The sequence below is a fragment of the candidate division WOR-3 bacterium genome (assembly GCA_016926475.1).
Taxonomy (GTDB): domain Bacteria; phylum SDB-A; class SDB-A; order SDB-A; family SDB-A; genus JAFGIG01.
Genome location: JAFGON010000004.1, coordinates 1 through 19,551, shown reverse-complemented (window position 1 = coordinate 19,551; position 19,551 = coordinate 1). Strand labels below are relative to the sequence as shown.

Genomic DNA, 19,551 nt, shown 5'->3' with positions numbered 1-19,551 from the left:
GATTAATTACAGTTTTCAACGTTTTTTTGATTTGAGCCAGGTAAATTTTCAGTGAAATGAGCTACTATAACCTGAGCGGGTCTTAAGACTTCATCTTCTTTTACGTAACCTTTTCTCACTACTTGCAGTATTTTGCCTTCGAGTTCGGGGTCCTCTACGCTTTCAGAGGCAATAGCTTCATGTAGCTTGGGATCAAAACCATCTCCAGGTTCTCCGAAACACAGAGTATTGTGCGATACGAGAAAATTCTTGAGCTTGTTCTCGATTAGCTCAATACCTGTTAAAAACTCGCCCTCGTTTTTGCATGTCGCCAAAAATTCTCTGCCTCTTTGCAGGTCGTCTGAAAAATCGAGGATGTCTTTCAAAACATCCGCTTGACCAGACTTGTAGCTGTTTATGGACTCTTTTTTCGTCCTTTTTTTGAAATTATCAAAATCGGCGAGAGTTCTCAGGTAATTTTCGTATAACTCCCTGTATTTTTTTTCTAATTCCTGGTTTTCAATCTCCATTTTCTTGAAAAGATCTTCGGTGTCATAACTGACTTGATGTTCTGAATCTTCTGGATTTTCATCAACTTCTTCGTCTATGAAGTTTCCAAGCACTTATAAAACCTCCATTTCTCTTCTAAAAATGAATTTTCTCTAAAATTGTTAAATTTTACATTCCCTTAAATCATAAAAGTATATAATTTACCTTAAACTGTCAAGATTTCACTTTTTGTAATTATCAAAAAAGTCAACAATGTATTTGACTTGTATGTTACAGAGTATAGAATATTTGAGGAGGTGAACATTGTCCAACGAGAATGATTTCAGAGTAAAAATTTGGGGTGCGAGAGGAAGTTATCCAACTCCGGGAGGTGATTATGCTGTCTATGGAGGTAATACTTCTTGTGTCGAGGTCAACGTAGGAGGAAGGAAAATTGTCTTTGACGCCGGAACAGGCTTGATTCCACTGGGTAAATCACTGCAAAAAGATAAATGCGATAGAATTCTGCTCTTTCTAAGCCATACCCACCAGGACCACATACTGGGACTGCCCTTTTTCAAGCCTATATGGATTACAGGTAAGAGAATCGACATATTCGGACCTGACCTGTTCGACGTAAAGCTAAGGGACATATTAGATACCTGGTTTTCTGCGCCTCTGGCTGCATTTTTCATCGAAGACGCAGCGGCGAAAATAACCGTGAATTCTGTCAACCAGTGGGATGTATTGATTTTTCCTCTTGATTCCCAAGAGGTCATAATTGTCAGAAACAGGTCCGAAAAGATTGAAATTTCAGAAAACGACGCCGTTATGTCCATTCATAAGAACTTTTCTCATCCAAAGGGAGGATCCTTTTCTTATAAGATTTCTTTTCGAGGCAAGACATTCTGCTACGTCACCGACACCGAAAACTATCAGGGAGGCGACAGAAAAGTAGGAGATTTCGTCAAACAATCAGACCTGCTGGTTCACGACTGCCATTTTTCTGACGAAGACTATCCAGACCACCAGGGTTTCGGGCATTCATCTCTTGGAAATGTCGTTGCTCAAGCCAAGAGAGCTGAAGTTAAAAAGCTGATACTATTCCATTTGAACCCTGAATACGACGATGAAAAAATCGAGGAGTTGGAAAAGAAAGGGAAGAGTATCTTTCCGGAAACCAGCGCTGCGAGGGAAGGTTCGGAATATTACCTTTAAAACCAAATCCTCTCTTTGGCGAAAATTATTGATCCTGGTCTGTTTTTTACTTCGTAGCTGAACGAGGCAGGCCCCCTGTCGAGTGAGTAAACAGTTATATTTACGATAGTGTCTTCGGGGGAGAGAGATATTCTGCCCAAAAATATCTTGTCTGGCAAAAGTGCCCACCCTCTCAAGTCGGCGTGTTCTGTCGCCGCCGAAAATGCTCCTATCAAACCCGAAAATAGTTTTCCTACCCAAGAATCGTCTTCACCCGCTATTTCGTCACCGATTTTTTCTCCGGCTACTTGTGCCAGGTATTTCAGACCGGCTCTCGCGGCAGCTCTCACAAGTATTCTGCCGCCGTGGTCTTTAAGGCTGATAGAAGCTATAGCTCCTAAGTTCTGAACGAGTTCAATTTTTGAAACGCCATATGATGTGCTCATCACGCCCTCAAAGACGTCGGTCTCGCACGGGATCATAACTGGAAGCGCCACGGAGAGTATTTTGCCTTCTTCGGTTGTCGCGTAAGATACCATTTCTTCCTTATATGGGATTTGTCCCGCTTCGAGAATGAAAATAAATTCGCAGATCGAGTCGGTATCTGGATAGGAATCTTCATAGGACCGATCTTTGAAAAGTTCCGGAACATCGTTTTCCCTGCCTGTTTTCACAGCCGCTCTTTTCAAAGCTTCGGCAAGAGATGATGGCAATGGAGTGTGATAATTCTGGGAGTATAAAGCTTTGTAGATTTGGTATGATTTGAAATACTCAATAAAACAATCATCCCATTGGTTTTGGCTCTCATAGAGAATACCTGCCATATATCTTGAAAAGGCGTCGTCTGTGTAGGTATTCTTGCCCTCATAGATGTCTTTCAGGAAATTCAGTTTCAGGTCTATCCTCCTGCATTCGACGAGAGCGTCTTCCGGCAGGTTCAGGAGAACGTAATTGAACATTTTGTAGAAATTTACCATCACGTTTTCGTAATCTTCCCCAGGGTAGGGGAGAGTGTATTCGTTGACTATAAATGAAGTTATCTGTTGTTTCCAATTGCTCCTCAAAAAACGGTCCATAGCTCTTTCGGCAATTTCAAAATTACTGTTGCTCTCCTGGTATCTGCCTGCCAGATGAAGCAGAAGCCCTCTGTTCGCGTAGTCCAGAGAGATCGCATTTTCGTCTTTGATTTCCAGACTGTCGTACATGTCCATAGCTTTTGGGTAGTTTCCGGAATACAAGAACTTATTCAGCGCGTCGTACCTAGCCCTGCTGGAAGAGCACGAGAACAAGAAAAAAAACAGTAAAATTATGGGGAAAATTTTCATTTGTAAGAATTAGCCCGGAATATTATTCTATTATCTTTTTTATCTTTTCGGTTGCCATCCAGACCTTTTCAGTTGTCTCGATGTCGAGGAGTTCTAAATCCACTTGGTAATAAACGACCCTGACATCTGAAGATTCGTCAATAATCGAGGTTATTGTCCCCATCATCATGTAATCGGCTCCGAATTCGTTTCTCAGAGCGGTTCTCGTCTCCGGCGATGCGAAACCTTGCTGTGAAAACCTCTCGTCCCGCAGGTCTTCTCTCTCGGAGACCGAGGCTACTATTCGTATTTGTCCATCGTTGACGAATTCTCTTTCTATGTCTTTCATGAATGTCGTAGCGTCTATATGTTCGTAGCTTCTGTTCTGAACGGTACCGACAATTACCGTGGGTTTTTCTCCGAAACGGTCATGATAGTTGACAAGCCAGGAGCTCCCGAGACATTCGGAAATCATCTTTTCAGCTACGAGTCTTGAATCGGTATCGTTCCATCTTCCGCTGACATCGGTTACGAGATCGGAGTCAATTCTCGTCACCCTTCTCGACGAACAGGCGAACGTAAATATTAGGACCAGTCCCAGTATAATGATTTTTTTCATTTTTTCCTCCTTTTATCGGTTGTTCAAACCGAACTCTTTTGAAATTCTAAGTTTAGCATCTTCCACGTACCTCGACAAAGAGGAATCTACTTCCAGGAGCGCGTCCCAGTTTAAATACCTGTAAGCACGATTGATTCTTTCGTGTCTGTAGGAGTTTCCTGAATTTCGGTAGTGCATTTCAACTCTGTCTCCAACTTCGAGTATATCGTAATACACTTTCGCCAATGGGTTTCTGATGCAGCCGTGGCTGGCTTGATTCCCTACGAAGTGGTAAGTTCCAGAAAGAGGCGCGTGGGTTCCGTTTTCGAGAACTGGAAAAAACCTTTCTTCTCCGCTGTCGGTTATCACTTTGACGTTGTGGGTCCTCTGAATCGACATCCACCATCTCATCAGACCTCCGTCGTAGAATTCAGAACTCGGTTTTTTGTCAAAAATCTTTGTGTGAGCGGCGCTAGTTGGTGATTGAGATCTGCCGCTGGAGATGAGAGAGTAGGTAATTGGTCTTGCTCCTTCCCACAATATCGAAAATTGCAGGTCCGGGTCGAGGAAGAACTCCAGCCACCTCTCTGATATAATTGTCACGGTGTCCCTCTGATAAGCGAATTCGCCGGTGATTTCAAACACGATGTTAGAGGTGTCGTCCGGAAAAGCCGGAATACTCAGTGTGCTTGAAATTTCATCTATTTCCGGTGAAGTTTCATGCCCGTGGCAATAGAGTTTTATTTTGGCGAAATCGATGAAATAGGGAGAGATAAATATTTTCTGATGGGCGTAAACCGTGTCGGGCAAAAAGAGTATTTGACCTGTGTTTATGTATGGGGTCGGGTCTAAATTCGAAAAAAAACCAACCATGACGCTGTTTGTGGAAATCAGCATAATATAAAAAAACAATGCCATAAATGCTTTTAACAGCAAAACAAACCGATTTCAAGGGGAAATGAGAAAAAAAAAAAGAGGGGACGGACCCCTCTTTTTCGGGCTAAAGAAAAACTACTGAATAGTGGCAGGTGTCAAGTGAGGTCTGATGATGTGAGGGGTTATGAATATTAGGACTTCACGCTGGGTTGTAGATGTGCTCCTCGTTTTGAAAAGCCATCCGATTATCGGAATGCTCTTTAGAATCGGGATTCCGCTCTCGTTTTGGTTTTCCGATTCCGTGACGAAACCGCCGAGGACGACCGTCTCTCCGTCCATCACTCTCTGGTTTGTAGAAGCTTCATGTGTTGTTATTATCGGCTTGCCCTCCTGAACCGAAGCTACGTCGACGTCCGAGAGTTCTGTCCTTATTTCAAGTGTAATCTCGTCGTTGGCGTTGACGTGGGGAGTCACTTCGAGCCTCGTGCCGGCGTCGTAGAACTGTATTGTCACCGAACCGTCTGAGCCTCTGACCGGGACGCCGAACCTCTTTCCGCCGAGGATTGAAGCCGGGTTGTTGTCCAAGACCGTGACGTGCGGGCTTGCTATAGTTTTCGCGTCGCCTTTTGACTCCATAGCTACTAAACTGGCATTAATTTGGGCGTAATCGTAAATTTGCCCGAAGCTCAAATTGATCAAACCAGAGCCATAGGTCTGACTTGTGTCACCAAATTGTATTTCGTTTTCATCGAATATTCCAAGTCCTAATACCCTCCAGTTTATTCCCAGGCTCCTGGAGGCGTCCATGTTCATGTCGACGATTTTAGCGACTATTTCAACCTGGGGTGTCGGTTTGTCGAGTAGGTCTATCATGTCTTTTATGGCAGATTGGCGTGATTCAATGTCGCTTACGATCACAGAATTTGTTCTCAAGTCCAGAAGAATCGAACCTTTTTCGGAAATCATGGAAGAAATGGACGCGCTGACCTCGGAAGGGGTGGAATACTGAAGTGTGTAGACTCTGTATATGACCCTCTCCGCGCTCTCCTGAGCCTGTCTCCATGTGTCGAAATCGCCCTGTGTTCCGACGAGGAGTATTCCATTTTCCTCTGAAATTCCCAATCCATGGGAATGGCATATAGCCTGAAGAGCTTGCCACCAAGTGACGTTGTTAAGCCTCAAAGTCACAGTGCCTGCTATCGTGGGGGCGGCGATAATGTCCCTTCCGCTGTAATCCGCAATAGCCCTCAGGACTGTTGTGATGTCTGCCTGGTCGAGGTTCATGCTGATCAGTCCGCCTGATCCAACAAACGATCCGCTAGGAAGCCCTCCGAAGGAAAAATCGGAGTATTCGAGATTCTGTATGCTCTCGGACGCTCTCCAGACGCTGAAACTGCCTGAAGACACAACGGGTTCTACGTTGATGATTAGGTTGGATCCGGAGCTGGACACCTTGTAACTTTTCAATCCGCTGGTCTCGATGACAACCCTGATAATGTCGCTCGAAGAGAAATCCGCTATTCCTATTCCGACCACAGGACCTCGGTCGACGTAGGGAAATGCTGCAGCCCTCAGATTGTTTGTCGCTCCGTAGAAATCTATCACGATGTTGTCCCCGGACTGATAATCCCTGTATGAGCCCAGCCTGTCTGTTCCAATCGCTATCTGGGCTCCGGAATAAGCCGGAGATATCTCGATTTCGTTTATATTGTACGCCGACAAAAATGAAAGTGCTGACAACAATAAAACGGAGGTCAAAAAACATTTCTTCACTGTTCCTCCCCATTTATTGAATTTTCACGTCTTATGATAACTGTTGATATTTGCCCATAATGTTCGAGAACAAAGGTCACAGCTTCAGGCGTAATTTCAGCGACGTTTCCTCCGCTGACCCTGTCTCCTTTTCTAAGAAGCCAATGCTTGCCGTCAGTGCTTCTTATTATCGCGAGAAGACCCCTTGGCCCTGATATGACGCCTTCCAAAATACCTTCCTGTGGATTCAATAGATTCGATTTTTCAAGCGAGGAGAGAGGAGAGTTAAAAGGGTCCCTCGAAGCGGTAAAATAAAATTCTTCCGTTGCGAGCATCTGCTCAATTTCCTGTGTCGAGATCTGGTTGCCCATCGTTCCTAATTCCGTCGCCGAATCGGCCGGATTTGCGGTGTTCTGTTGAATCCTGACCGAGGAACCATTGGATACGACTTCAGCCGCTTGACCAATGGTCCCCGATATCACGTCGCCTTTGTTTTTACAGCCTGTAAGGAAAGCGGCTGACAAAACAAGAAAAAAAATTGTGAGCTTTTTCATATCTGCCACCTTTCCTCTAATTCCATTGATCAGGTGATTGAGTTTGAGCCGCTCCGACGGGCAGATAGTAAGCGTTAACTACAAGAGAAACGTTTATAAAACCTTCTTTCACCGTCGAAGGCGTTATTGATAGAGAAGAAAGTTTAAGTATGCGCTGGTTGTTGGCTAGAAATTCGAGAAATTTCCCGAGCGTCTGGTAGGTGCCCTCTATGTTCAAGGCGACGGGAATCATGAAACTACCAGTGCCATCGTTGGAGGATACGGGGACCGAGGGTGTTGAAGACAAAATCGTTACATTAGCCTGGTGAGAGAGTTCTATGAGCAAAGCGCAAATGTCGTTTCTGTCAGCTTCTTTAGGAACCATGGCTTCGGCTTTGGCGAGGAGTCCTTCCATGCTTTTGAGTAAAGCTTTGTAGTACTCAATTTTCTCGCTTACGTCGACTACTTGTCTGAGAGAATCCTCATAAGCTCTCTTTACTTCCAATTGCTGCTTGAGTTTGTTGTTGGCGGATTTAAGAGGGTTCATCTGCATGTAGAAGAAAAGGGAGATAGCGCCGACTACACCGAGCAAAAAAATCAGAGCTGCGAGCAATCTGTTGTTCATTGTTCGCCTCCACTTTGAATCAAAGTTGTTTTAAGTAAACTTGCGGTCAGAACAAAAGACACGACAGTCTGCTCGTTCATACTCGACAGAGACCAATTTTCTATTTGAATGTTGTTGATGTATGGAGACTCTTCAAGGCCGTCCCAAAGGTGAGGGAGAACGACGTCGTAGAGTGTCAACCCCGATATTGTCAACGCTCCTCCAGACTCGGTTAGGGATGAAATCCAAGTATATTGCGGAAACCTGTCGGAAATTTCCTGCAGGAGGTGAGCGTAAGCGGTCCGGCCTGAATTCAGCGAGGCTATAATGGTGATCCTTTCTCTGAGGAGTCTTTCCTGTTCTTGAAGCCCTTCAAGGGTTTTTTGGGCTTCTCTTCTGGCTTCGAGTTCTTCGGCCATCCTTGAAATGTCGGTCTGAACTTGTTTTGTCCTGTTTTTCACTGAGTTAATTCTCATCTGCTGAAATAAAAAAACCAACGGCAGAATAATCAGGACGACAATGAAGGCAAGGATGACGGGGATTATATTTCCGCCGCCTCCGCCCGATGGCCCCTTTTGAGCCTTGGGCCTCTTCTTCATCGCCCTCTGTCGGAGAAGATTTACTTCTATCATATTAAACCTCTCAAGTTAGTTTTTATCCTCTCATCGCGAGCCCGGCGGCTATGGAAAGAATCGGCCCTTCGGTCTCGAGCTTTTCCCTGTAATGGTCGGGAGTGTTAATTTCGTGAAACGGGTTGAATATCTCAACGGGTTTTTTCAAGATTTCTTCTAAGCCCTGCTTTAACCTCGGCACCAGAACTCCGCCTCCCGAGACTACAATTTTCTTGATTTTTTTGTTTGAAGAATCTTCTTGCTTTGACACATTATCGGCTACTTCGTTTATAAAATCGTTGTAAATATTCGTGACCGCTGTCAGTTGATCGGGGGGAGGAGGGGTTTCGTTTCTCAAAACTTTTTTTGCCTCATCTTCCGATACACCGAGATTCCTCATTATCTGGTGCATTATCTTGAGGGTTCCGGGAGAATTCAAATCTCTTGCCAACAGAGGTTTTCCGTCTTCAACAATGCTCATCAAAAACCATTCAGCGCCTACGTGGACAAAAGCTAAAGTATCGGAGTCAATGGATCCTTTTGTCTTCTCGTAGCAGTTTTGAAGGGCAAACAAGTTGTAATCCACGACGTTTACTTTCATGCCGCTTTCCGACAGAGGGTCTATTTGCTGGTCTATGCCCTCTGTTTTAGCGGCAACCAGGAGGACATCCATTTTCTTTTCTTGTTTGTTTCTATCGACCACGTGAAAATCAAGACTTATGTCAATGTCTTCAAAATCAAACGGGAAATTGTTTTGAGCGTCAAATCTGACTTGATGCGCGTATTCGTTGTCGTTCATAAGCTCTGTTTCGATTTTTTTTACCATTATGGATCTTCCCTGAAGGCCTATGTTGACCTTTCCGGGTTTTATCATCTCCCTTTCCATAATTTTCTGTATAGTTTCCGTTATGAGAAGCGGGTCCATAATGTGACTGTCTACTATTACATCGGAGGGAAGTTCAATTATCCCGTATTTGACAAGTGAAGGTTTTTTGTTTATGTTCGCGAGTTCGACTATTTTTATCGAACTCGACCCTATATCTACGCCTATTCCCTTTTTCGCCATTTCCTCCTCCTGCCTAACCTTCTATGAATTTTCTGATGACAGCCCCTTTGATATGCCAACGCCTTCCAATCTTTTTGCCTTTGAGCAGATTGACCCTTAGATGCTTTCTCACTGTCTGCTCAGAAATATCAAGGAAAACAGCGACTTCTTCTACTGTATAGAATTTGTTGGGATCAACTTCTCGAGGAGAAATCACCATACATCCTCCTTTCGTAAATGAAGATAACTTTATCTAAAAGAGCACTTTTGTATCCTAACATACATAAATTATTAGAGAAAATCACTAATAAGTCAAGTGGATATTTAAATAGATAGATAAGTAGTTATGTAAATAGAAATTGTTATAGTAATACGATAATATTAACAATTATATATTGTTATAAAGAGCTTGAAAAAATTATACGAAAGTATTATAATTAGATCAGAAAAAAAGGAGGTATTGATGCTCAGATTTTATACAGGCGTAATTTTTATGGCTCTTTTTGGCATCGGTTGCGGTAAAATGGTGTCAACTCCTGAAGTCGTAATCAAAGATGTAAACCCTGAAATATTTTTGGTTGATACTACCAGTTCCCCAATTTCGGTGACGGTCGACGTAGTAAACGACGTAGATGCAAGGGCAAAAAAAGTCGAATTCAGATTCAGGAAAAATGACGGTTCTTCAATAACCGGTGTCAATGACATAACAAGATACATAGACGTCAGCATACCCTCAGGAGAAGAAAAAACGGTCATAAATTCTTATCCGGTGCCCACGGCCGAAGCATTCCTCTACATGACGGCAAATCCAACCGAACAATTGTATTTGTCTATACGAATCTCAGGAGAGGACGCTTATGGGTATGAAAAAAACTGGGACTGTGAAACGAAAGTGAGCGTAACTCTTACGAACTAAAAGATGTTTTTCACCGGAAAAAAGAGCGGTCACCCGCTCTTTTTTGCTAAATGAAAAAACCCCTGTCAATTTCTAAAAGACCTCTCATTGTCCCCGTTCTTCCTGCGGGGCCGCTGAAGGATAAAGAAAGGTTCGCAAACGCGGTAAATTTTTTCTCGGGTAAAGGTTTCGAAGTGAAAACGTACAACTTCCGGGAGAATTCTTGGTATTTGTCGGGATCTGATAAACAGAGAAAAAAAGAATTGATCCTGGCTTTCAGAGATAAATCCGCCGGAATGATCATGGGAATAAGAGGAGGATATGGTTGTACGAGAATAGCTCAGGAAATAATTTCAGCCAAAGAGGTCGATAGTTTCGACGGTATTTTCTGCGGATTTTCTGATTTAACGGTAATATCACTGATATTGCTCAAAAAAGGTATGATCAATTTTTACGGACCGATGCTGTCCCCTGATTTCTCTGATTTGACTTCAGATTTTTCTTTTGAATTCCTCATAAAACTGGCTTCCGGAGATGATATGGGCATACACAAATTTCCTGAAGGATGGAGAGGCTTGATTGAAGGCGTTGCTGAAGGGGAATTGACGGGAGGATGTCTTTCGTTGCTGCAGACATCTTTGAAAACCAAGTATGAATTCGATTCACGGGGTAAAATTCTTGCTTTCGAAGACACAGGTGAATCACCTTACAGAATAGACAGGATTCTCACCCATCTTTTATCCGCGGGGAAATTCGAGGGAGTGAAAGGCGTTTTGGTGGGTAGGTTCGCTTCTTGTCCCGAGCAACCGCCTTCATGCGAAGAAGTTGTCGCGGAGAGACTGTCTGTTTTGAAATGCCCTGTTGTCGTTGGAGCGGATTTTGGACATATAAAAAATAAGATAACCCTTCCGCTCGGGTTGAGAGTTCGTTTGGATTCTAAACTCGGCACGTTGGAGTTTCTTGAGAAAGCCGTGGAGGTTTAGTTGGGTGATGACAGCGAAAAGATAAAGAGAAATCTGATAAGGGTGAAAGTAGACGGTCCCAAAACGGAAGTTTTACTCTCTTTTGTCGAAAAATCCGAAGAAGGTTTTTTAGGTGATTTTATGTTCAGAAAATCCGGCGATGATATTTATTCCGATGGAAGAACTTTTCCGTCTCCCCTGAGGATAAGAGGCTCCCTGACGGTCGTAAGGGGAATAACCGTAGGAGGTACATTTCACTGGGAACATACGGAAGACCACGCGTTTCGGGGTATAATCGAGGTCTTATCGACACCGCAGGGGCTTGTCCTCGTCAATGAATTGCCATTTGAACACTATATCGTGTCGGTGGTCGGTTCGGAAATGAAATCACAATGCTCCCTTGAATTTTTAAAAGTCCAAGCAATACTGGCGAGATCCTCAGCTTTCAGCATGTCAAAAAAACTGCACAGTAAAGAAAATTTTCATCTCTGCGCAGACGATCACTGCCAAGATTACAGGGGTGTCCTGCGGGAAAATGAAAAGATAATCAAAGCGGTGTCCGAAACGGCAGGTGAGTTTCTGCTGTTTGAAAATAAAATTGCCGACTGCAGATTTTCTAAAATATGCGGAGGCATAACAGCTGAATTCAAAGACGCTTGGACCGAAGAAGTTCCGCATCCTTACATGCCTGGAAAATACGATTGTCTGGAGTCAACGGTCTGTTTTGAGAGAATTGAAGAATACGTCAACAGCGATTTTCACGAGGCGTTATGTTCGCCTGCTCACTATAAACCCGAAGAGTTCTCATATTCCAAAGATTATTATCGGTGGGAAAGGACAGTGTCAAAAAAAGCGGTGTCTGACAACCTTTTGAAATTAGGTTTTGATATCGGAGAAATAGTGTCTGCAGCGCCAAAAAAGATCACATCTTCTTTCAGGGTCACCGAGATTGAATTTACGGGAAAAATCGGCAAATGTTTAGTGAAAGGTGAGTTGAACATAAGAAAAGCACTTTCAGCTGACACATTGCCTTCAGCCTCGTTTTATTTAAAAGACTATAAAGACCATTGGGTATGCAAAGGAGCCGGTTGGGGGCATGGAGTTGGAATGTGTCAGATAGGAGCGATGACCCTCGCTGAAAAAGGGTTTGACCCCAAGAGTATTTTAAAGCACTATTTTCCAGGTTGCCGCGTAGCCAAACTTTACAGTTTTAAAGAATTTTACGAAAAAAAATGGACTGAAAAGAGACCTTGCTACGAAAAAGCGAATTGTTATGAGTTGAAAAGGTGCATCCATGGAGCGACAGGAGACGGGCCCCAGGATTGCAAAGGGAAACCCCCTCTCCTGAAATAAGGGGATTAATATGGAGAAAATCTGTTCGGTTTTGTTGTTGTCTTCAGCTTTGTCTTCAGGAGTTTTGTTTGGATCTGATATCAGGGAAATTGAAATAGCACTTCAAAAAGGTGATGTGCTTCTGGCGAGAGATCTTCTGTCTTACGTAAACGAATTTGACAGGGCTTCTCCAGAGTACTGTATCTCGGCAACTAGAATTTATTTTTCTATGAACGCTATTGACAGCAGTCTTTTTTGGGCGAGGAAAATCGCGGATAAAAATTCCATTCCAGTAGAAATAGCCGGACCATTGTACAGATATGACAACAACTTCATGTTTAGTTACGATGATTTCGCTCGTGCAGTTCAGGCGTTTGAAAAGAACGACTTCAAAGTCGCACTGGATATGTTCAGAAAATCGATGTCTTCGGGAAAAACACCCCGCGTTTTAGAGGATTATTCAGACTATTTTGTTTTTTTATCCCTTTTACAGACAGGTGACACCGTTTCGGCGATTGAACTCGGAGAAGATTTTTGCGACAAATACAAATCCATTCTGAATTCTGATGTTTCCAAAAATCTTTCTCGAGTCTATCTGTCAAGAGGCGAGAGGGGTTTAGCTGTCGAACATTTGAGAGCCGCCGACTTCGACCAAAGCGAAAAGCTCTTGGCGGCGAGAATATTTTTGTCTGTAGGTGATACGGATGAAGCGATAACGAATTTGAATGAACTCCTTTCATCTTCGGGAGAGGTAATCGACACTGCTTGGTCTATGTTGATCGAACTGGGAAAAGCGGACACCGTCGCTTTGGCTCGCGCTTTCGAGAAATCGAGAAAATACGAAAAGATAGTCGATTTGCTCGAGACATTTTTGGAATCTCATCCGGGAAACTTGGAAGCTTCTCTTTTGATGGGCAGGGCTCTGAGAAAGCTCTCAAAATACTCTACTGCAGTGGTTTATCTTGAAAGAGCTTCTTCTGGAAACAACAGGAGAAACGCCTTGTACAACCTCGGGCTTTGCTATAGGTCTACAGGAAATGAAACGGAAGAAGAACGGGTATGGTCGGATTTCATCAGAGAGTTTAATTCAGGTAATTTATACGATGACGCGCTTTTCTTTTTAGCTGAATTAAAAATAAAAAATGGCCGCAGAACGGAAGCGATAGGTCTGCTGAGATCTGTTCTCGAGTCGCCTCATTCAAACGATATGATTCCCAAAGCTGCCGAAATGCTTTTAGAAATACTTGACGATGAAGAGAAAGCTGAATTTGAAAAATACGTTCTCGAACTACCCGTTGGCGAGAGAAATGTGTCCCTTGTCTATTCGACTGCCCTGAGTATGGAATCTGATCAGGCAAATAACGTCTTTATTAAAATATGCTCTTTTTTGCCGATGGACGACTACGCACGGAGGTCTGAGATCAAACTCTCTGAATCGAGATCTTTCAGCGCTTCGCTGCACCTTGATTTTCTCAACGGAACCGATGATGTATTTTCCGATTTCAGCTTGAGCGCAGAAGCTATTGAATCCTGTGAAAGAGCCAGGCATCTCTACGCTTTTGGCCTGCGGGATTGGGCGAGGAAAGAACTTGACGCTATCGAAAATCCAAATCCGAGAGAAAAATTTTTGATGTCTAAGACCGCGGATCAAGGGCTTGACAGGTTCAAAGCAATCGTCTTGGCCTCGTCCGTCAAAAGCCATTTCAGGGAAAGCTGCCCTTCAGACCTTTTTTTTCTTTTGTATCCCCAAGCTTTCAGGCTGTCGATTGAAAATGCAGCGAAAGTTTTCTCCTTGAAAACGACTGTTCTGCAGGGGCTTGTTAGAACCGAAAGTCTTTTCGACAATGAAATCAGGTCCTGGGCAGGAGCGGTTGGGTTGGCTCAGCTGATGCCCGCGACAGCTAATTACGTTGCGTCGTCGATAGGCATGAACTCATTTGACCTTACTCATCCGGATCACAATCTTAGGCTTGGTTCTAAATACCTTTCGGATCAGCTCCATTATTTCGGGAAAATTTATATCGCTCTTGCCGCGTATAACGCGGGTCCCGGAAACGCGAAAAAATGGATTTGCGAGGGAGGAGAAGACGAGTATATTTCAAACATCGGGTTTTCTGAAACCAGAGCATACGTCCCAAAAGTCCTCACTGCGGCTTGGATCTACGATAAAATAGACAGGAGAACGTTTTAGCATGCTTTTGAGTTTCATCTTGGCCAGAACTCTTGAAAAGTCAAAAGAGCACAGATGCATCTTGGACTGCGTAAAAACATCCAAAAATTCTGAAATATTGTTTTCAGAGGATTACGGACCTGAAGCGTTGAACAGAGTTTTACCCGGCCTAAAAGGAGAATTTTTCACCGTTGTTGTTCCAGGAGTTCAAATCAAGAGAGAAGCCGCAGGGATTTTAAAAAAATTCAGCCCCGACAAGGAGAACGCGGGTATTTTTTACAGCGATTACTGCTCATGCGATGGGAAAAAGACCGCTCTCTTGGATTACAACGGGGATTGGACAGAAAGATGGAATTTCGGAAAGCTCAGAATATACAGAAAATCATTCGTTATGGAGGAGAATTTATTTGACGAAAATCTTCCCCAATCTTTCAATTACGACATGCATTTGAAATTTTGGGGAAAAAGGGACATTGTGAGGATTCCGGAGGCGATGTATTCCTTTGAAACGGTCGAAAGAAAAAATTCCATTAAAGACAAACTATTTTTCCCTTCACAGGGTGAATACGGCGGATTCAGCTATCTTTACTACAGCGACAGTCAAAAAGAGCAAATTGAGAAATGCTTCATGAATTTTCTCGTTCGGCAGGGAGTCTATTTTTACGAAGAGCCCAGGAAGACTGCTTCCAAGAGAGCCGAAGAAGCCTGTGATGTGACGGTGAGTGTTGTCATTCCAGTGCACAACAGAGCGGATTTTCTCAAATCGGCTGTCTCGAGCGTGCTCGAGCAGGATACAAAAGAATGGGAACTTATTGTCGTAGACAACGCTTCTGATGACCGAACCTATGAAACCGCGTTAGAACTGTCTCAAAAAGATCCTAGAATAAGAGTCTTCAGAAGGGATGACAACAGAATCGCAAAAGCTCTTAATCTAGGAGTTAAAAAAGCGAGGGGGCAGTTCATCGCTCAACTCGATTCTGATGATTTGTATTCCCCTTCGACGTTGCGACTTATGATCAAAGCCCTGAAATCTGACTTAACCGCCGGACTGGCAGTCAGTTATTACGACCTTATAGACTGTGATGGGAATGTTTTGAATGAGATGGGAGTCGTCAGGCACGAAGAATATTCTGTCAACAACATTCTGAGAGTTGACGGAGCAGGCGCTGTGAGAGTTTGGAGAAAATCGGCGATAGAAGAGATGGGTTATTTCGACGAAGGCGATTTTTGCGATTACGGAGAAGACTACGACATGGTTTTGAAAGTGACCGAAAAGTACAGGCTGAAAAGAGTACGCGAAGTTCTCTATCATTACAGAAGACATCCCGGCAACAGCGATGTCCTAAGAAGCGAAATTTTCAAACTGAACGCGAAGAATCAAGCGAGGCTTAACGCCTATAAAAGGAGAAAAGAAATCATAGGGGGATCTGAAAATGAATAGATTTGTTCTGAACAAGGCAATTTTCATATTTTTTCTTGTCGGCCTTTCTTGTTCGCCGTCTGAAAGTGTTTCTGGAACCGTTGCAAATCCGAGGAAACTTTTTGTAGTTGACAGTCTGATAGGAACTTGCACTTCTGTCGCTTCTGGACCCAACAATTTTTTAGCGGCTTTTGACGCTCTTTCGAAACAGACGCTTTTCGGATACGAATGGACTTTTGAAGACACACTTTTTTTGACGGATAGAGGCTATTTGATACGAGAGAAATATTTTGTTCGAGATATAAAATATTCTGAGGGGATTTTTTTGGTGGTAGAGGGAATTCAGGGAATTCTTTTGGTGGAGAAAAGGGAGGGGTTCGAAGCGGTTGGGAGAGTGACCACCCAAGATACCAACACCGTGTTTTTTGATGCCTGCTCTCACGGAGATGACTTATATTGCGCCTGTGGAGAGAGGGGCGTCCTGTGTTTTCACAAGAGAAACTCCATCGGAAGCGCATTCTCATACTCTCTGACGGACAGCATGCGATGCGAAGGGAGTGTTTCTCACGTTTTGACTGCCGGCGATTTTATCTTCGCGGGACTTTGGGACACAAAAAGCGTATGTGTCTTCGAAAAGGGGGAGCTTGCCTTTACTATCGAGAATCTTTCAGGAATCGCGGGCATTGCGAGCGACGGTGAAAAACTGTTTATCGCCGCCGAGAACGACGGGCTCTTGATTTACGGTCTGAAAGAGGAAGAAAGAGGTAAGCTTTTAAAAGCCGTAAATGGAATCTCCGCGTTTGACGTCGAATTGTCGGGTGATTTCGTATATGTAGCCTGTGATGTCAAGGGTTTGAAAGTTTACGACAAAAATGGAGACCTTGCGGCTTACTGCGAAGAATCTTCACCCGCGGAGAAGGTTTCCGTCTATGGCCAACTGATCTTGGTGAGCCACGCAATGCAGATTCCCAAGGGTTATCTTTGGCTTATAAAAAATGAAGGTCTACAATGAAACATTTTCTTTACGCACTGTATTGTTCGGTTGTTTTTTCTGTGGTTCCAAGCGGCTGCTCTTCTATAAGAAAAGAATACACGAACCATGTTTCGCAAGAAGATCAAGATGCTTGTGATGCCATTCAATTTTCAGATGCGCCGGATTCATCTTGGAGAGGAATAGTCAATTTGAACTCGTCTTACGGAGACATGAACGGCGATTTCGCTATTATTCACAATGTCGAAGATTCTCTGTGGGCGATAAACATCTCGGGTCCTTTCGGTGTTCCAATTTTTAAAGCCAGAAAATCTTTTGATTCACTCGAAGTGCATTGGATCGACGAAAGCGGACAGTGGAGTGATTACAGGAGCTGGACCCAAAATGAATACGATCCGATAATTCCGTTTGGAGACCTCCTTTTTGCTCTTTGTGTGGGATTTGCTCCGGGAGAGACAGTCGAAGTTAGGGAAGAGAGAGTCTTCATCATTTTCAAAAACACTCTGTACGCGATTCTAATAGTAGATAAAACTGAAGCGCTGTCTGTTTTGGATATTGAAGGCGAAGAATTCACGATTGATTGGAAGTCAGACGGAAGGGGAAAACTGCGGGAGACAAATCTTCACGGAGATATTTTTGAGGCGTCGTTTTATTTCAGATAGAGTCTAAGGAAGATAAACTGATTTGATTTCCTCTTCGAAAGCGATTTTTTCAAGAGCTTTGAAAACCTCGACATCCCAAAATCCCATTTGGACCTCTTTTTTTATGGCTTCTAAAACCTGTTCTGTAGTCAGAGCTTTCCTGTAAGGTCTTGTCGTTGAAAGAGCGTCGAAAACGTCCGATATGGATATTATTCTGACAGGAAAGGATATTTGATCCCCTTTTAAAGCGTCTGGATAACCTGATCCATTGAGCTTCTCGTGATGAGACCTGATAATTGCCCTGAAAACAGGGGTAAATTTTAGAGGTTTGAGAATTTCTTCCCCTATCACCGGATGGGTTTCTATGATTTCACGTTCTTTTGCATCCAAGCTTCCGGGTTTCTGTAAAATACGCTCCGCTATACCGATTTTTCCAATGTCATGAAGAAGGCCGGCTTCTTTCATTTCGCTTTTGGTCGTCTTCGAAAGGTCGAAATAATCAGCGATTTTTTGGGATACAAAAGACACCCTCGCGTTGTGGCCCTGGGTGTAAGAATCTCTCGCGTCAATGGCTTTTGCGAGGGAAGCGATTACCATTGAAACGTCTTCAAGTTTGTCGAGAACTTCCTTGAATTTGAGGAAAGATTTAATTCTGACTTTGAGTTCAAGAGGGTTGAAAGGTTTGGAAAGGAATTCATCGGCTCCGGCTTTTATGGCTTTGAGCCTTTCTACAAGGGCGTCGTAAGCGGTTATCACGAGCACCGGTATGAACTTGGTTTCTTCCGTGGATTTCAATTTTTTGCACAGATCTATCCCGTTCATCTCCGGCATAGTCAGATCAGTTATTACAAGAGACGGTTTTTCTTTAATCGCGATATCGTAAGCTTCCCTGCCGTTTAAAGCAGTCAAAATGGAATAATCCTCGCCTGAGAGGGACAAGGTAATGGTTCGCAATATCAATTCATTGTCGTCTACAAGAAGCACCGTCTGTTTTTCTTGCATTTTAACTTCTCATCTCATCCTTGAATTCAAAAACTTTTACCAGTGCTTCAACAATCCGATCAATCATCTTTTTTTCGGATAAAAGGGCATTTTGAGTGATCCATAGCGTTTCTTCAAAACAAGCCCTTTCGGTGTTGGGCAGTGAATACAACTCAAAATCGGGAAAAGGCGTCTTGTAAAAAGAAGTCGGACCTCCTCCAGGGCCGAAGTTTTTATCGAGAAAAACAGGTTGTCTGTAGACAGGAAGTGAATAACCTGCGCTTAAAGGAATTCCTTCCGCTCTGACGGCGTCTACAATTTCTCCCTTTGTCAGTCCATGCCAGGCTTTTATGTCGATGGAAAAAGGAAAGATATGCCAAGAAGATACTGAATCCTTTTCGAGAGGGGATAGAGTTTTGTATCCCTCTATATCTTTTATCCTTTTTTGAAGTTCAAAAGCGTTGGCTTGCCTTTTAGCGTGGAGTTCAGGATACCTGCTGAGCTGGGCCGACAAAATCGCGGCCTGAAATTCGGTCATCCTGTAATTACCTCCGTAATTGTAATGAGCGTACCAGAGTCCAGTTTCACTCCTGCCGCAATTTCCCAGGCTTCTTGCGGTTGAGAAGATTTCCTGGGATTTTGTTATTATCATGCCCCCTTCGCCTGACGATATGTTTTTGGAAGATTGAAAACTGAAGCAAGCCGCGTCGCTGAGAGACCCAGTGGTATGCCCCGAATAAGAACTTCCCCATGCCTGGCATGCGTCTTCAATAACACGCAGGTTGTGTTTTTCTGCTATTTTATGGATTCTTACCATATCCGCCTGTCTGCCTGCAAAATGCACCGGCATTATCGCACGCGTGTCTGGGCTAATTTTATCTTCTACGGAAGATGGGTCGATGTTTAAAGTTGTCGGGTCTATGTCTGCGAAAACAGGTTTGGCGAGCGCGTCGAGAACAGATGAAGCTGAAGCTATAAAAGTGTAAGCTGGCACTATAACTTCGTCGCCAGGTCCTATTCCGCAGGATTTTAAAGCGAGATAAAGGGCAATAGATCCGTTGACAACCGCTACTCCATGGTCGATGTTGCTGAAATCGCAATATTTTTTTTCGAATTCTCTGACGAAGTTTCCGTTTATTGATCCCCATTTACCGCTTTCGAGAACTCTGTT

The 19,551-nt window shown here is 43.6% G+C and carries 20 protein-coding genes; 8 read left to right on the top strand and 12 right to left on the bottom strand.

Annotation, left to right across the window (positions count from 1 at the left end; all coding sequences use genetic code 11):
- Positions 1-2: 2 nt before the first annotated feature.
- Complete coding sequence (locus JXA84_00280) at positions 3-602, bottom strand: nucleotide exchange factor GrpE (protein MBN1149640.1); 600 nt, start codon at positions 600-602, stop codon at positions 3-5.
- A 190-nt stretch (positions 603-792) separates the two neighbouring features.
- Here JXA84_00280 and JXA84_00275 point away from each other — a divergent pair, with 190 nt between their 5' ends.
- Positions 793-1,686, top strand: a complete 894-nt coding sequence (locus JXA84_00275) for an MBL fold metallo-hydrolase (protein ID MBN1149639.1) — start codon at positions 793-795, stop codon at positions 1,684-1,686.
- Here JXA84_00275 and JXA84_00270 read toward each other — a convergent pair.
- The 9 genes from JXA84_00270 to JXA84_00230 form a co-directional block, all read right to left on the bottom strand.
- The gene (locus JXA84_00270) at positions 1,683-2,990 is read right to left on the bottom strand and encodes a hypothetical protein (protein MBN1149638.1); all 1,308 of its coding nucleotides are present in this window, start codon (positions 2,988-2,990) and stop codon (positions 1,683-1,685) included. The genes JXA84_00275 and JXA84_00270 overlap by 4 nt on opposite strands.
- Before the next feature lie 22 nt (positions 2,991-3,012).
- Positions 3,013-3,588 (bottom strand): penicillin-binding protein activator LpoB, encoded by a 576-nt coding sequence (locus JXA84_00265; GenBank protein MBN1149637.1) that lies wholly within the window; start codon positions 3,586-3,588, stop codon positions 3,013-3,015.
- 12 nt (positions 3,589-3,600) lie between these two features.
- Complete coding sequence (locus JXA84_00260; protein MBN1149636.1) at positions 3,601-4,485, bottom strand: L,D-transpeptidase; 885 nt, start codon at positions 4,483-4,485, stop codon at positions 3,601-3,603.
- A 93-nt stretch (positions 4,486-4,578) separates the two neighbouring features.
- Positions 4,579-6,216, bottom strand: a complete 1,638-nt coding sequence (locus JXA84_00255) for an AMIN domain-containing protein (GenBank protein ID MBN1149635.1) — start codon at positions 6,214-6,216, stop codon at positions 4,579-4,581.
- Positions 6,213-6,749 (bottom strand): hypothetical protein, encoded by a 537-nt coding sequence (locus tag JXA84_00250; protein MBN1149634.1) that lies wholly within the window; start codon positions 6,747-6,749, stop codon positions 6,213-6,215. The genes JXA84_00255 and JXA84_00250 overlap by 4 nt, the downstream gene beginning before the upstream one ends.
- 16 nt (positions 6,750-6,765) lie before the next feature.
- Positions 6,766-7,353, bottom strand: coding sequence for a type 4a pilus biogenesis protein PilO (pilO, locus tag JXA84_00245; protein MBN1149633.1), 588 nt, complete (start codon positions 7,351-7,353; stop codon positions 6,766-6,768).
- Positions 7,350-7,964 (bottom strand): PilN domain-containing protein, encoded by a 615-nt coding sequence (locus tag JXA84_00240; GenBank protein MBN1149632.1) that lies wholly within the window; start codon positions 7,962-7,964, stop codon positions 7,350-7,352. Before JXA84_00240 ends, pilO begins: the two co-directional genes overlap by 4 nt.
- Before the next feature lie 22 nt (positions 7,965-7,986).
- The gene (pilM, locus tag JXA84_00235; protein MBN1149631.1) at positions 7,987-9,009 is read right to left on the bottom strand and encodes a type IV pilus assembly protein PilM; all 1,023 of its coding nucleotides are present in this window, start codon (positions 9,007-9,009) and stop codon (positions 7,987-7,989) included.
- A gap of 13 nt (positions 9,010-9,022) precedes the next feature.
- A complete protein-coding gene (locus JXA84_00230) occupies positions 9,023-9,208 on the bottom strand; it encodes a helix-turn-helix domain-containing protein (GenBank protein ID MBN1149630.1) in 186 nt (61 codons plus the stop codon).
- Positions 9,209-9,451: 243 nt separating this feature from the next.
- Here JXA84_00230 and JXA84_00225 point away from each other — a divergent pair, with 243 nt between their 5' ends.
- Genes JXA84_00225 through JXA84_00195 form a run of 7 tightly spaced genes read left to right on the top strand, consistent with a single transcriptional unit; the run spans position 9,452 to position 17,420 of the window.
- Positions 9,452-9,904: a hypothetical protein gene (locus JXA84_00225; GenBank protein ID MBN1149629.1), complete on the top strand. Its 453-nt coding sequence runs from the start codon at positions 9,452-9,454 to the stop codon at positions 9,902-9,904.
- A gap of 50 nt (positions 9,905-9,954) precedes the next feature.
- On the top strand, positions 9,955-10,866 hold the full coding sequence (locus JXA84_00220; protein MBN1149628.1) for an LD-carboxypeptidase: 912 nt from the start codon (positions 9,955-9,957) through the stop codon (positions 10,864-10,866).
- Positions 10,867-12,198: a SpoIID/LytB domain-containing protein gene (locus JXA84_00215; protein MBN1149627.1), complete on the top strand. Its 1,332-nt coding sequence runs from the start codon at positions 10,867-10,869 to the stop codon at positions 12,196-12,198.
- Between the two features lie 10 nt (positions 12,199-12,208).
- The gene (locus tag JXA84_00210) at positions 12,209-14,368 is read left to right on the top strand and encodes a transglycosylase SLT domain-containing protein (protein ID MBN1149626.1); all 2,160 of its coding nucleotides are present in this window, start codon (positions 12,209-12,211) and stop codon (positions 14,366-14,368) included.
- Position 14,369: 1 nt separating this feature from the next.
- The gene (locus tag JXA84_00205) at positions 14,370-15,788 is read left to right on the top strand and encodes a glycosyltransferase (protein MBN1149625.1); all 1,419 of its coding nucleotides are present in this window, start codon (positions 14,370-14,372) and stop codon (positions 15,786-15,788) included.
- Complete coding sequence (locus tag JXA84_00200) at positions 15,781-16,779, top strand: hypothetical protein (protein MBN1149624.1); 999 nt, start codon at positions 15,781-15,783, stop codon at positions 16,777-16,779. The genes JXA84_00205 and JXA84_00200 overlap by 8 nt, the downstream gene beginning before the upstream one ends.
- Positions 16,776-17,420 carry a hypothetical protein gene (locus JXA84_00195; protein MBN1149623.1) on the top strand — a complete coding sequence of 215 codons (645 nt, stop codon included), beginning with the start codon at positions 16,776-16,778 and terminating at the stop codon, positions 17,418-17,420. The genes JXA84_00200 and JXA84_00195 overlap by 4 nt, the downstream gene beginning before the upstream one ends.
- Before the next feature lie 3 nt (positions 17,421-17,423).
- Here JXA84_00195 and JXA84_00190 read toward each other — a convergent pair whose 3' ends face one another.
- Both JXA84_00190 and JXA84_00185 read right to left on the bottom strand, forming a co-directional pair.
- Positions 17,424-18,401, bottom strand: a complete 978-nt coding sequence (locus tag JXA84_00190; GenBank protein MBN1149622.1) for a response regulator — start codon at positions 18,399-18,401, stop codon at positions 17,424-17,426.
- Position 18,402: 1 nt separating this feature from the next.
- Positions 18,403-19,551, bottom strand: a 1,149-nt coding sequence (locus JXA84_00185; protein ID MBN1149621.1) for a DegT/DnrJ/EryC1/StrS family aminotransferase, incomplete at its 5' end; no start/stop codon positions are given.

What these genes read in the sequence shown, in the direction of transcription:
- JXA84_00270 (MBN1149638.1), bottom strand. Translation starts at nt 2,990, where the DNA reads ATGAAAATTTTCCCCATAATTTTACTGTTTTTTTTCTTGTTCTCGTGC.
- JXA84_00265 (MBN1149637.1), bottom strand. Translation starts at nt 3,588, where the DNA reads ATGAAAAAAATCATTATACTGGGACTGGTCCTAATATTTACGTTCGCC.
- JXA84_00260 (MBN1149636.1), bottom strand. Translation starts at nt 4,485, where the DNA reads ATGGCATTGTTTTTTTATATTATGCTGATTTCCACAAACAGCGTCATG.
- JXA84_00250 (MBN1149634.1), bottom strand. Translation starts at nt 6,749, where the DNA reads ATGAAAAAGCTCACAATTTTTTTTCTTGTTTTGTCAGCCGCTTTCCTT.
- pilO (MBN1149633.1), bottom strand. Translation starts at nt 7,353, where the DNA reads ATGAACAACAGATTGCTCGCAGCTCTGATTTTTTTGCTCGGTGTAGTC.
- JXA84_00240 (MBN1149632.1), bottom strand. Translation starts at nt 7,964, where the DNA reads ATGATAGAAGTAAATCTTCTCCGACAGAGGGCGATGAAGAAGAGGCCC.
- pilM (MBN1149631.1), bottom strand. Translation starts at nt 9,009, where the DNA reads ATGGCGAAAAAGGGAATAGGCGTAGATATAGGGTCGAGTTCGATAAAA.
- JXA84_00230 (MBN1149630.1), bottom strand. Translation starts at nt 9,208, where the DNA reads ATGGTGATTTCTCCTCGAGAAGTTGATCCCAACAAATTCTATACAGTA.
- JXA84_00225 (MBN1149629.1), top strand. Translation starts at nt 9,452, where the DNA reads ATGCTCAGATTTTATACAGGCGTAATTTTTATGGCTCTTTTTGGCATC.
- JXA84_00220 (MBN1149628.1), top strand. Translation starts at nt 9,955, where the DNA reads ATGAAAAAACCCCTGTCAATTTCTAAAAGACCTCTCATTGTCCCCGTT.
- JXA84_00210 (MBN1149626.1), top strand. Translation starts at nt 12,209, where the DNA reads ATGGAGAAAATCTGTTCGGTTTTGTTGTTGTCTTCAGCTTTGTCTTCA.
- JXA84_00205 (MBN1149625.1), top strand. Translation starts at nt 14,370, where the DNA reads ATGCTTTTGAGTTTCATCTTGGCCAGAACTCTTGAAAAGTCAAAAGAG.
- JXA84_00200 (MBN1149624.1), top strand. Translation starts at nt 15,781, where the DNA reads ATGAATAGATTTGTTCTGAACAAGGCAATTTTCATATTTTTTCTTGTC.
- JXA84_00195 (MBN1149623.1), top strand. Translation starts at nt 16,776, where the DNA reads ATGAAACATTTTCTTTACGCACTGTATTGTTCGGTTGTTTTTTCTGTG.
- JXA84_00190 (MBN1149622.1), bottom strand. Translation starts at nt 18,401, where the DNA reads ATGCAAGAAAAACAGACGGTGCTTCTTGTAGACGACAATGAATTGATA.